At 53.2% G+C, this 12998-nt stretch carries 11 protein-coding genes; 9 read left to right on the plus strand and 2 right to left on the minus strand.

What is annotated here, in order from left to right; genetic code table 11:
- Position 1: 1 nt before the first annotated feature.
- From NQ490_RS10915 to NQ490_RS10935, 5 genes are all read left to right on the plus strand, one after another.
- Positions 2-1420: a hypothetical protein gene (locus NQ490_RS10915; protein WP_040917424.1), complete on the plus strand. Its 1419-nt coding sequence runs from the start codon at positions 2-4 to the stop codon at positions 1418-1420.
- A 187-nt stretch (positions 1421-1607) separates the two neighbouring features.
- Positions 1608-3050, plus strand: coding sequence for a hypothetical protein (locus tag NQ490_RS10920; RefSeq protein WP_007045824.1), 1443 nt, complete (start codon positions 1608-1610; stop codon positions 3048-3050).
- 171 nt (positions 3051-3221) lie between these two features.
- The gene (locus NQ490_RS10925; RefSeq protein ID WP_007045825.1) at positions 3222-3791 is read left to right on the plus strand and encodes a CPBP family intramembrane glutamic endopeptidase; all 570 of its coding nucleotides are present in this window, start codon (positions 3222-3224) and stop codon (positions 3789-3791) included.
- A 340-nt stretch (positions 3792-4131) separates the two neighbouring features.
- The gene (locus tag NQ490_RS10930; protein WP_040917428.1) at positions 4132-5502 is read left to right on the plus strand and encodes an NCS2 family permease; all 1371 of its coding nucleotides are present in this window, start codon (positions 4132-4134) and stop codon (positions 5500-5502) included.
- A 271-nt stretch (positions 5503-5773) separates the two neighbouring features.
- A complete protein-coding gene (locus NQ490_RS10935) occupies positions 5774-6925 on the plus strand; it encodes a 3D domain-containing protein (RefSeq protein ID WP_007045827.1) in 1152 nt (383 codons plus the stop codon).
- A 77-nt stretch (positions 6926-7002) separates the two neighbouring features.
- Here the strand turns inward: NQ490_RS10935 and buk are convergent, their stop codons facing one another.
- Together buk and ptb are read right to left on the minus strand one after the other, a co-directional pair.
- Complete coding sequence (gene buk, locus NQ490_RS10940; RefSeq protein WP_259951280.1) at positions 7003-8070, minus strand: butyrate kinase; 1068 nt, start codon at positions 8068-8070, stop codon at positions 7003-7005.
- A 24-nt stretch (positions 8071-8094) separates the two neighbouring features.
- The gene (ptb, locus tag NQ490_RS10945) at positions 8095-9006 is read right to left on the minus strand and encodes a phosphate butyryltransferase (RefSeq protein ID WP_007045829.1); all 912 of its coding nucleotides are present in this window, start codon (positions 9004-9006) and stop codon (positions 8095-8097) included.
- 450 nt (positions 9007-9456) lie between these two features.
- Between ptb and coaD the strand changes: the two genes are divergently transcribed.
- The 4 genes from coaD to NQ490_RS10965 all read left to right on the plus strand — a co-directional run bounded on the left by coaD (position 9457) and on the right by NQ490_RS10965 (position 12931).
- Positions 9457-9945 carry a pantetheine-phosphate adenylyltransferase gene (gene coaD / locus NQ490_RS10950; RefSeq protein ID WP_007045830.1) on the plus strand — a complete coding sequence of 163 codons (489 nt, stop codon included), beginning with the start codon at positions 9457-9459 and terminating at the stop codon, positions 9943-9945.
- A gap of 88 nt (positions 9946-10033) precedes the next feature.
- Positions 10034-11218, plus strand: a complete 1185-nt coding sequence (locus NQ490_RS10955; protein ID WP_007045831.1) for an acetyl-CoA C-acetyltransferase — start codon at positions 10034-10036, stop codon at positions 11216-11218.
- An 18-nt stretch (positions 11219-11236) separates the two neighbouring features.
- The gene (locus NQ490_RS10960; RefSeq protein ID WP_007045832.1) at positions 11237-12022 is read left to right on the plus strand and encodes an enoyl-CoA hydratase-related protein; all 786 of its coding nucleotides are present in this window, start codon (positions 11237-11239) and stop codon (positions 12020-12022) included.
- 36 nt (positions 12023-12058) lie between these two features.
- Complete coding sequence (locus NQ490_RS10965) at positions 12059-12931, plus strand: 3-hydroxyacyl-CoA dehydrogenase family protein (protein ID WP_007045833.1); 873 nt, start codon at positions 12059-12061, stop codon at positions 12929-12931.
- Positions 12932-12998 lie beyond the last annotated feature (67 nt).

A 12998-nucleotide genomic window follows, 5' to 3' on the forward strand; every position in this document is an offset into this window, starting at 1 on the left:
TATGTTAAAAATAGGCAACAATTTTTGCGGATATCTAAATGTAGGAAATGATAAATTCGTCTTCAATATAACTAAATCGTTGGTTACATTACTTCCAGCGGAAAGCGACCCAAAGAAAATTGAAGCAATGCTTTCTCGGCTACGATCTCACGATACTGATCACCCTGAGTTCTTTTTTGGAAATGATGGGAACAGTACAATAGCCTTTGAACGTAACACGAACTTTTCTATGGACGTGCTACAGTTGAGCCCAATTGTTAGGTTTAGAACACCAATTATAATTAAGGCGGCTGGTAATACTCACTATTTCAAAAGCCAATTAACGGCTGAATGGGATTGCTTTCATGCAATAACCTTTTTTGGGGGGAACATAAATGCAATTTTTCCTCCAGCTATTGCACGAAAACCTAGGTATTCTCAAGGACAGGTTGATGGTGAAGAAGCGATAGCTATTGAACTTCAGCCAAGTAGTTATTATTCACACTCTACCGAAATTGAAATTGATGGAACAAAATCAACGCTTACGGTTTCCCTTTATCAAACGGAGGGAACTAATGAAGAACACATGAATTCTTATAATGTCGGAGAATTGAGCGCCTATGTACGACTTTCTTTCGACGAGGCACAAAAGTTTGAAAAGATTGAGAGATACTATCAGATTATTTATTCTTTAATAGCAATTTTAACTGCACAGAATAATGTTGTATTTAATGTTTATCTAAGCCAAAAAGAGAAAGATGGATTATTTCACAGAACTGGTGTTTGTAAAATATTTGATAGCTTTCAAAATTATTCTGTTCGCAAGAGCCATAAAGTAATACAGATATTAAGTGTATTCGATCATATCCCTAAGATAGTTGAAAGCATTGCAGTAGGTAAGGCTCAGTCTATCCTTGATGTACTTCCTGATGATAACGCGAACATAAATCGAATTTCAATAACCAATGTTCAAGATTTATGTACTGCGTTAGAAATAATATACAATGAGAACAAACATAAAAGGCCTAAAGACACATTGATTGAAGAACTGAAAGCCTCTATTAATGATACTATAAGCGCATTTGTCCAGAGCAAATTAAAACAAGGTGAGCTAGAAATCAGCATACAAGATGATACAAATATAGCAAGTGCATTTAAATATTTGGATTTTACGTTAACTGATAAGATTCTCACACTTTATAGTGAGTGTCAATCTATAATAGATGGCTTTATAGCTCATAAATCTTTACCTCAAATTAATGAAAGCAGAGTACGATCTTTTGTAAGGCTAAGAAATAATAAAACACATAACGGTGAAATCGAATGGGGCGATAATGCAGCAACATATGTGATTTTGTTAGCGCTTCTTTACGCTAGTTTTTTGAAAAATGTTGGCGTAAATGATGATATTATTCAGCAACTACTCGTAAATGTTTTTTAAAATAGATCGGTCATCTACGGAATATTGTTTGTTCTAGTTTTGACCAAGATGTCTTCATTGTCGCCATAATTAAAAACGATTTTGCCCCATGGATAGAAGACAATTATTAATAAGAATATGTCGATGTAGGAGCGTCTAAGTAATATCTACAAAAAATCTCACAGAGCAATGATAAGAAGGTGGTACTATGAGCAGTAAGGATGCGGATTTTGATAACAAAATTTATACAGGAATACTTGAGTATGCAGGTGATGATTACCAATTTGTTTTTTCAAGCGGAAAATTAAAACTGATTCCTGCGTCCAAAGAAAAAAGAGCGGAAATGTGGAAATTTGGCAAGAAAGAAATTGCCAAAGGAGTTTATACATCGGATGAGCCGCCTCGTATGGAAGAGGATATTTTAGTTGGAAGATGTCATGAAAGTAATGAGCAAATCGTTTTTCTGCCCCAAAAAGGAGCATATATTTCTAAGACCAATACTGTGTTGATTATTAAGCTGACGGCTTACATTGTATGTAAACGTGAAAGAAATTCCATAGACCGAATTAGCTTTAATGGTCCAGAAATCAATTGTATTCATCCTACAAATCAAGCCATCGAATGTACGTTCGATATAGAATCATTTATAAATAATGGTACCTTTGCAGTGACGACGAAAGATTTTGAGTGCACCACAACTAAAAGGCAGCCATTTGTTGTGGACGGGAAAAAAGTTTCTGTTTGTTTTGGCATTTCCCGCACGATGGGTGCGAAGATCTGGGAACCGCCCATGACGCTTTCGTCAAATATGATGTTCGAATTTGATGCAACTGATGATTATAGATTTATTCTTAGACTATGGTATATAGCAAAGCAGTTTATTCAATTCCTTTGTTATAGGAAAAACGTGGAGTTTAATAAAGTGGAATTAGCTGCACCATATCAAGATGGAAAACATGAGAATTTTGCAGAGCTATATGTTCTGGATGGAGGAGAAAAGGCGGACATTCAAGGGCTAAAGGATGGACAATACATTAAACAGGTGTATATATCAGGCCATGAAGGACAGATATTGGCAGACATAGCAGACGATAAATTATATTTACGTCATTTGCCTGACTCTCTTGAAAGTAGTAAACATATTGATGCAGCGCGTTTTGTAATGATTACCGCAGCGTTCGAGTGGGAATTTGATAGGTTATTCCCTGATGGAATTGAAAAAAGTCAACAACGTATAGACGCTGAACACGAGGTTTCTCAAAAACTCAACGAACTAATTGACATGAGCAGTGGAAAGACTAAGAAAATTTACAAATCCCTGTTGAGGTGTATAGAGTTCAGCCCAAGTTTGGCCAATAAAATCGAAAAAATAGGTTCTGATATGGGAGCGTTGCTAGAGCCTTTTGGACAACCGCTATATAGTTTGAATAAAGAGCAATTAAATTATGCTGATATGGGCAAAAGGATTGGAGATCAGAGAAATCATTTCGCGCATGGCGACTTGGACGAGGATTTTATAGGTCTATCTTTGTTGGATTTGATTTTCTTACAACGGATTATTTATGCTATGCAGTTGAAATCGTCTGGCATTGAAAATCAGGAAATTCAAAGAGCGATTAATGATCTATTCCGATGTGGCCTTGTATTCTGAATTTACTTCTTTGGAAAAGGTAGTACCAATGGCTGTGTCATTGCGCTCTTTATTCTACTGTACTTCGTTAGACTGACCCCCGGATATGCAGACCTGGAATATACAGAAGCCTTCGCGGAGCAGTTATATTAGAGAGCCCTGTATCTTCTCTATTTACCGTTCCTGTTTGTTGTGGCATATCTGCCGTTTTTGGGGGAGGAATATGACTGGAGATATTGCCTGCAGTCATTATTGCAAAAGAAGTTCGGATATTGGATCGGCACGCTGATCAATGGTTCTATGCGGGGTCTTTGGCATATTTCCATGCTTATCCTTAGCCATGCAAGCAATGACGTTTTCTATGCGGGATTAAGGCAAATTGCATTCTGCATCTGTTTGGGCTTCTTTTTGACTTTCTCAAAAGAAGTGACAAATAATATCTGGTTGTTGGCTGTCTTACATTATCTGAACAACCAGTTTGCTGTTTTTATATCCCTGAATCCATCTTCTGTAGGGAAAATCAATGCAACAGGATTTTTAGATGCACTGTCAATTTTTATCTATAATGCTATTTACATTCTTCCGTTCCTTGTCTACCGGTTGTATCTATGGAAAAAAGCGAAAAAAGCGCCAGCTAATTACAGCACCCGCATGCTGGGGGAAGCTAATAAGCACCTTGCCCCTTCGTACTCCCTCCACAGCCCTGAGCTGCCGTGGATAAGAAGCAGAAAAGAAGCAAGGTGCCTTGCAGATTCTGGCTGAAGTTGTAAAAACTTTTGCCTGGATGATTGTAAAATGCACGGTTCTGTGTTGTTATTGCTTCCGGAAAACGCTCAAACCGAAGTAGCCAAAACACAGTCGCCGCACCGGAAACAGTTCAGCAAGCGCTGATTCCTTTTTCCCATGCATCCAAGCCCGGAACCGGAAGGTTCCGGGCTTTTTTATGGGAGGGGGCGCCCTCCTGCCAATGGACACAAAAATGGATTTTGCCGAAATATGGACAAACTATGTCCAAGATGGTACAATGGTTTTCGTGTTTTTGGCCCACGCTTCTGCCCGAGGAGCGAGGAGAAAAACCATAAATTCAAACGGGAGGAATTTCATGTTAGAAAAAGTTTTCAAACTGCGGGAAAATCATACCAACGTCAAAACAGAGATCATGGCAGGTATCACCACCTTCATGACCATGGCGTATATCCTTGCGGTCAACCCCAGCGTCCTGTCCGCTGCCGGTATGGATCCCAACGCGATCCTCATTGCCACTTCGCTGTCTGCTTTCATTGGCACGGCGCTGATGGCACTGCTGGCCAACTATCCCTTTGCGCTGGCCCCCGGCATGGGCCTGAATGCCTACTTCGCCTACACCGTCGTCCTGAAAATGGGCTACACCTGGCAGATGGCCCTGATGGCCGTCTTTGCGGAAGGCATCATCTTCATCATCCTGTCCCTGACCAACGTCCGGGAGGCGCTCTTCAACGCCATCCCCACCACCCTCAAATCCGCTGTCAGCGTGGGCATCGGCCTGTTTATCGCTTTTGTGGGCCTGCAGAACGCCAAGCTCATCGTCAACAGTGACTCCACTCTGCTGACCTACCAGAGCTTTAAGGGCGAAACCTTCCACAGCGTGGGTGTGGGCGCCATCCTGGCCCTGATCGGTGTGCTGATCATCGCCATCATGCTGGTCAAGCAGGTCAAGGGGGCCATCCTCTACGGCATCGTGATCACCTGGGTGCTGGGCATCCTCTGCGAACTGTGCGGTGTGTACATCCCCGACGCCGAGGCCGGTATGTACTCCGTCATTCCCACTTCCTTCGTCAGCTTTGACTTCTCCGCCCTGGGCCAGACCTTCGGCCAGGTGTTCAAGGTGGACTTCGCCGGACTGAACGTGCTGGATTTCTTCGCCGTGATGTTCGCCTTCCTCTTTGTGGACCTGTTCGACACCCTGGGCACCCTCATCGGCGTTGCCTCCAAGGCGGATATGCTGGATGAGAATGGCCGTCTGCCCCGCATCAAGGGCGCGCTGCTGGCCGATGCCATCGCCACCAGCGCCGGTGCCGTGCTGGGCACTTCCACCACCACCACCTACGTGGAGAGCGCTTCCGGCGTCACCGAGGGCGGCCGCACCGGCCTGACGGCCATGACCACCGGTGTCCTCTTCCTGCTGGCGGTGATCTTCAGCCCCCTGTTCCTGACCATCCCTTCCTTTGCGACGGCTCCCGCCCTGATCGTGGTGGGCTTCTATATGCTGGGCGCGGTGGCAAAGATCGACTTTGACGATCCTTCCGATGCCATCCCGGCCTTCCTGACCATCGTGGCCATGCCCCTGGCGTACAGCATCTCGGAGGGCATCGCCATCGGCGTCATCTCCTGGACGCTGCTGAATCTCATCACCGGCAAGGCCAAGGAGAAGAAGATCAGCCCCCTGATGTACGTGCTGACGGTGCTGTTCATCCTCAAGTATGTCCTGCTGTAAGGGCGGCGCAGTACGTCCTGCCGGGCCGTGGCAACAAGCACAAAAGAAGCCGCAGCCCCGGTAAATTTTGGGTATAAGTGCGGTTGTTTTGTCGAAATGCTTGCAAAACACACGATTTTGTGTTATTATTTCAACTCGAAAGTGCAAGAATTGAAACGAAAATCACTCGTTGCCCGCACCGCAAAATTCAGCAGATGCTGATCAACCCTGTATTCTATTCCATGGTGCCGGTCCTTCACGGGGCCGGCACTTTCTTTGTGAGGAGCCCCCTATGCCTTTATCCCTCAAAACCAAAGAACATATCCGCCGCCGCCTTGTGCTGGAACTGCCCAAATGGGGCGCTCTGGCCGGTGGAGCCCTGGCACTGGGCCTGGCCATTGCGTTCACGTCCCAGTCGCTGCATTTTGTGGTGGTCAGCGACACCCACGGCGGCAGCACCCGCATTCTGACATCCTCCAGCAGTGAAGAAGCGCTGCTCACCATGACCGACACGCCGCCTCTGGAAGAAAACGACAAGATCGTCTGGTCCCAGAACGCCGATGGCAGGCTGATGCAGGTGCTGCGGGCCTATACCGTGCCGGTCACGGCAGACGGAGAGACCCGGGAGGTCATTACCACCGGCGCCACCGCCTCGGAACTGCTGGCCCAGCTGGGAATTTCCTACGATGACAACGACATCCTGACGCCCGCGGCGGATGAGACTGTAACGGAGGGCAGCAGCCTGACGCTGCAGCGGGTGGAATATGTGGACTACACCGAGGACGTGGTGATCCCGTCGGAGCGGCAGGAGATCCCCACCAGCCTGTTTTACCGTGACCACGACGAAACCATGACGCTGCAGGAAGGCAGCGACGGGTTGGATACCGTGACCTGGCGGGACGTCTATATTGACGGGGAATGGTCGGAAAAACAGGAACTGGACCGCGTGACCCAGGTGGGCATGGTGCCCACCATCGTCAAGGTCTATGGGGATCAGGCGCCGGTATCCTCCTTTGTGGGGCCGGAGATCGTGGATGGTGTGCCCTCGGAGGGCGTTACCGAGACGTATACCGGCCAGCGCTCCACAGGGTATTCCGCATCGTCCACGGCCAAGGGGGCCAGCGGCCGGCGGCTGACCTACGGCACGGTGGCGGTCAATCCCAATGTCATTCCCTACGGGACCCTGATGTACATCACCAGCGACGACGGGACCTTTGTGTACGGGTACGCCTATGCGGCGGATACCGGTACCGCCATGATGGAGGGCCACGCCTTCGTGGATCTGTACTACCAGACCTACCAGGAATCGGTGGAGAGCGCCGTGGTGCCGGTGACGGTCTACATCATCGATGACGCGGTGGCGGCACAGTACGAGGATCAGAACAACGAGATCATGGATTCGCTGCTGGCGCAGATGGACGCCTCTGACGATTCCGCTTCGTAACATAACAAAAAGCAGGAAAGGCGATTGCCTTTCCTGCTTTTTTATTCATGGCAGGGGAGAGGGACCCTGCCGGGCCATCAATATTCCTTGGCTTCCTCTTCGCCGGTGACCACGCGCAGGGCGCCCTGGCAGAGCGCCAGCAGCTCGTCCTCGCCGGGGTAGACGGTGATGGGGGCAATGAAGCCCAGGTACTTCTGCAGAACCTCACGGGTGTAGTCGTTGTAGGCGATGCCGCCGGTCAGGATGATCTGGTCCACCTGGCCGCAGAGCACGGCTGCCATGGCGCCGGCTTCCTTGGCGATCTGGTAGTAGAAGGCGTCCTGCACCAGCTTGGCTTCGGCGTTGCCTTCCTTGGCCATCTTGTCCACCGTGCGGGCGTCGTTGGTGTGCAGATAGGCGTTGAAGCCGCCGTTGCCGCAGATCTTCTTGTAGACTTCCTGCTGGGTGTACTTGCCGCTGAAGCACATCTTCACCAGGTCGCCCACCGGCACGGTGCCGCTGCGCTCGGGGCTGAAGCAGCCTTCGCCGTCCAGAATGTTGTTGACATCCACCACCTTGCCGTGGTTGTGGGCGCCGACGGAAACACCGCCGCCCATGTGGATGACGATGAGGTTCAGATCCTCGTAGCGCTTGCCGTTCTCCTTGGCGAAGCGGCGGGCCACGGCCTTCTGGTTCAGGGCGTGGAAGATGGAGCGGCGGGGCAGCTCCGGCATGCCGGACAGACGGGCCTTGTCGGTCAGCTCATCCACCACGACGGGGTCCACAATGTAGCTGGGCACGCCCAGGGCGTCGCCAATCTCGCGGGCCAGGATGCCGCCCAGGTTGGAGGCGTGCTGGCCCTGGACGCCGGCTTTCAGGTCGGCCAGCAGGGCGTCGCTGACGGCGTAGGTGCCGCCGGGAATGGGCTTGAGCAGACCGCCGCGGCCGACGATGACGTTCAGGCTCTTGGGGTCACAGTTCTTCTCTTTCAGGAAGTCCAGAATGATCTCCTTGCGGAAGTCCTTCTGGTCGATGACGCTGGCGTACTTGGCGATCTCCTCGGTGGGGTGGCGCAGCGTTTCCTCGAACAGCAGGGTCTCATCCTCGAACACACCAACCTTGGTGGAGGTGGAACCGGGGTTGATGACCAACGTTTTGATGGACATGGTATCTCTTCTCCTTTTCTTCTCTTATTCCTGCTTCAGGCCGGCAGCCACAACGGCGGCCAGCGCGATGGAGTTGACCTTGGTCTGGAAGGAATCGGAGCGGCTGGTCAGGATGGCGGGCACCTTGGTACCGGTCAGGATGCAGCCGTTCTTGCACTCGGCGGTGTGGACCAGCGTCTTGTAGACAAGGTTGCCGGCCTGGATGTCGGGGAAAAGCAGGATGTCGGCATGGCCGGCGGCCGGACGGTCCTGGGCGCCCTTGTGATGAGCGGCCTCGGGATCGATGGCGATGTCCATGGATAGGGGACCGTCCACCACGCAGCCGGTGATCTTGCCCTCTTCGTTCATCTTGCGCAGTTCGTCGGCATCCACGGTGCAGGGCATCTTGGGGTTGACCACCTCAACAGCGGCCAGGGGCGCTACCTTGGGGCACTCCACGCCGCAGGCATGGGCCACGGCCACGGTGTTCTCGATGATGTGGACCTTGTCCTCCAGGGTGGGGTAGGTCATGAAGGCCACGTCGGTGAGGAAGAGCAGCTGCTCGATGCCCTTGACTTCGAACACGGCCACATGGGACAGCGTCTTGCCGGTGCGCAGACCCACTTCCTTGTCCAGCACACTCTTCAGGAAGGTCTTGGTGTCCAGCAGGCCCTTCATGTACATGTTGGCCACACCGTCGTGGGCCAGCTTGACGGCCTTCAGCGAGGCCTGGACCTTGTCCGGCTCGTTGATGATCTCGTAGTCGCTCAGGTCAATGTTGAGCTCCGCAGCGATCTTGCGGATGGCGGCTTCGTCGCCGACGAGAATGGCGTCGGCAATGCCCTGCTTGTGGGCCGCGTCGACGGCTTCCAGAACGGCGTCGTCCTCGGCGGCGGCTACGGCCAGCTTCTGCTTGCCGCAGGTCTTTACTTTTGCGATCAGATCCTCAAAATTCATGGTACAGCACCTCGTTTATTGTATCCTGGCAGGTAATCCAGAGGGACACACCCTCGCATGTTAAAATAATAACACGGTAGCGCCTGCGGGTCAAGAGGCAAAACACCCGTCGCTGTTCAGCGCGGACGGCGCAGTACCCCTATTAAATAGGTAGGCTGCATGGAGACCACCCCTGCGGAAAAGAAAAGTTTTGTGCGGAATGCCAAAACAAATCTGCGATTTCAACATAATTTTAACAGTTGGGCAATTGACAAAACCTTAACAAGATGGTAAAACTATAGTAGAGTTTCTGGAAATGCGCCGGAAACCCTGCGGCACCAGCCGCCGCGCACCTGACCGAGTCGGTTTTTGATGATTGCCTGAAGCCAGCCACGGCGCCGGTGCCTACATTTCCGCCCAAGGTTGTTTAATTTTTAACAGATAGGGCGGAAGAGGAAAGGTTTGTGTACCATGCCCATTGCCATGTATCCCGGCAGCTTTGACCCCGTTACCCGCGGGCATCTGGATATCATCAAGCGCTCCAGCCGTATGTTTGACAAGCTGATCGTCGCCGTGCTGGTCAACAGTGCGAAGACGCCGCTGTTTACGGTCGAGGAGCGCGTTGCCATGCTGCGGGAGTGCTGCAAGGATATGCCCAACGTGGAGGTGGATTCCTTCAACGGCCTGACCGTGAGCTTTGCCAAGCAGAAGGGGGCCACCGTCATGGTACGGGGGCTGCGCGCGGTCACGGATTTCGAGAATGAGATCCAGCTCGCCCACACCAATTACGCCATGATGCCGGAGATCGAGACGATGTTCCTGGCCACGGCCATCAAATGGAGTTACCTGTCTTCCACCATCGTGCGGGAGGCCGCCCACTACGGGCAGGACGTTTCCCGGTTCGTGCCGCCCAACGTGGAGAAGGAACTGCTCGCCAAGCGGGCGGCAGGCAAACTCTGAGCACAGAATTCACACCGCCCCGGCGGTTTGAAGATACACGGTTTACTAAAGAAGTCTATCCACAAAAAATGTTTTCAGGAGGCTACTTATGAAGAAGATCGTCATTGCAAGCGCCTGCCGTACTGCCATCGGCAAGTTCGGCGGCACGCTGTCCAACGTCCCCGCTGCGGAACTGGGCTCCATTGTCATCAAGGAAGCCATCAACCGCGCCGGCATCAAGCCTGAGCAGGTCGACCATGTCTACATGGGCTGTGTCATCCAGGCAGGCCTGGGCCAGAACGTTGCCCGTCAGGCCAGCCTGAAGGCCGGTCTGCCCGTCACCACCCCGGCTGTCACCGTCAACGTGGTCTGCGGCTCCGGCCTGAACTGCGTCAACATGGCTGCCCAGATGATCGAGGCCGGCGATGCTGACATCGTCGTGGCCGGCGGTACTGAGAACATGGATATGGCTCCCTTCGCCATGATGAAGGGCCGCTACGGCTACCGCATGGGCTCCCCCATGGGCAAGAGCGAGCTGGTGGACACCATGGTCAACGACGCTCTGTGGGACGCTTTCAACAACTACCACATGGGCATCACCGCTGAGAACGTGGCTGAGCAGTGGGGCCTGACCCGTGAGCAGCTGGACGAGTTCGCTTACAACAGCCAGGTCAAGGCCGACGCCGCCATCAAGAGCGGTGCCTTCAAGGACGAGATCGTTCCCGTCACCATCAAGACCAAGAAGGCCGAGATCGTCTTCGATACCGATGAAGGCCCCCGTCTCAGCCCGATGGAAGTGCTGGGCAAGCTGAAGCCCGCCTTCAAGAAGGACGGCATCGTCACCGCCGGCAACTCCTCCGCCATCAACGACGGCGCTGCTGCCCTCGTCATCATGAGCGAGGACAAGGCCAAGGAACTGGGCATCACCCCCATGGCTACCTGGGTCGGCGGCGCTCTGGGCGGCGTAGATCCCTCCATCATGGGTGTCGGCCCCATCGCCGCCACCAACAAGGTCATGGCCAAGACCGGCCTGACCGTGGACGACATGGACCTCATCGAGGCCAACGAAGCCTTCGCTGCGCAGAGCCTGGCTGTTGCCCATGACCTGAAGTTCGACATGAGCAAGGTCAACGTCAACGGCGGCGCCATCGCCCTGGGCCATCCCGTCGGCGCTTCCGGTGCCCGTATCCTCGTCACCCTGCTCTACGCCATGAAGCATCGCGGCGCTCACAAGGGCCTGGCTACCCTGTGCATCGGCGGCGGCATGGGCTGCGCCACCATCGTGGAAATGTAAGTTACGGAGGAATCGGAAATGTCCTTTGTCAATACCGAAATCCAGGACGCTGTCGCCGTTGTGACGATTGACCGTCCCAAGGCGCTCAACGCCCTGAATCCCGAAGTGCTGGCCGACCTGAAGGCCGCCTTCGAATCCATTGACCAGAACACCGTGCGCTGCGTGGTCCTCACCGGCGCCGGTGACAAGAGCTTCGTGGCCGGTGCCGATATCGGCTCCATGTCCACCATGACCAAGGCGGAAGGCGAGGCCTTCGGCAAGCTGGGCAACGACATCTTCCTGATGATCGAGCACTTCCCGCTGCCCGTCATCGCGGCCGTCAACGGTTTTGCCCTGGGCGGCGGCAACGAGCTGGCCATGAGCTGCGACATCCGCATTTGCTCCGACAACGCCGTCTTCGGTCAGCCCGAAGTGGGCCTGGGCATCACCCCGGGCTTCGGCGGCACCCAGCGCCTGGCCCGTCTGGTGGGCATGGGCATGGCCAAGCAGATGGTCTACTCCGCTCTGAACATCAAGGCGGATGAGGCTCTGCGCATCGGTCTGGTCAACGCCGTGTACACCCAGGAAGAGCTGATGCCTGCGGCGCTCAAGCTGGCCGGCAAGATCGCGAAGAACGCGCCCATCGCCGTCCGCAACTGCAAGAAGGCCATTAACGACGGCATCAGCCTGCCCATCGAGAAGGCCGTGGAAGTGGAAGAAAAGCTGTTCGGCGACTGCTTCGAGACCCACGATCAGGTGGAGGGCATGGGCTGCTTCCTCAGCCGCGAGAAGCCGAAACCCAAACCGGTTTTCACCAACAACTGATTTTTTATAAATAACAATTTCAGGAGGGTTACTACTATGAAGGTAGGCGTTATTGGCGCTGGCACCATGGGCCAGGGCATTGCAAAGGCTTTTGCGCAGGTCGAGGGTTACACCGTGGCTCTGTGCGACATCAAGCAGGAGTGGGCCGAGGGCGGCAAGGACAAGATCGCCAAGGGCTACGCCAAGCTGGTTGCCAAGGGCAAGCTGGACCAGGCTGAAGTGGATCGCCGTCTGGCGGCCATCACCCCGGGCCTGAAGGAAGACATCTGCGCCGACTGCGACCTCATCGTCGAGGCTGCTTTCGAGGACGTGAAGGTCAAGCAGGACACCTTCTCCGCGCTGGACAAGATCTGCAAGCCGGAGTGCGTTTTCGCTTCCAACACTTCCTCTCTGTCCATCACTGAGATCGGCAAGGGCCTGTCCCGTCCTCTGGTGGGCATGCACTTCTTCAACCCCGCCGACCGCATGAAGCTCATCGAGGTCATCGCCGGTGTGAACACCCCCGCCGAGACCGTGGAGACCATCAAGAAGATCAGCGTGGAGATCGGCAAGACTCCCGTTCAGGTCAATGAGGCTGCCGGCTTCGTCGTCAACCGCATCCTGATCCCCATGATCAACGAAGCTGCCTTCATCAAGATGGAGGGCGTTTCCGACATCGCCGGCATCGACACCGCCATGAAGCTGGGTGCCAACCATCCCATGGGACCCCTGGAGCTGGGCGACTTCGTCGGCCTGGACATCTGCCTGGCCATCATGGACGTCCTGTACAAGGAGACCGGCGACAGCAAGTACCGTGCCTGCCCGCTGATCCGCAAGATGGTCCGCGGCGGCAACCTGGGCTGCAAGACCGGCAAGGGCTTCTATGTCTACAACGCCGATCGCACCAAGACCCCTGTGGACGCCCTGTAATTCAGTAAAACTTTCGCGCCTGGCGCGGGCAATACCGCGCCGGGCTGCGTTTGTTTGAGTAATGGAG

Source organism: Subdoligranulum variabile (assembly GCF_025152575.1).
GTDB lineage: Bacteria > Bacillota > Clostridia > Oscillospirales > Ruminococcaceae > Gemmiger > Gemmiger variabilis.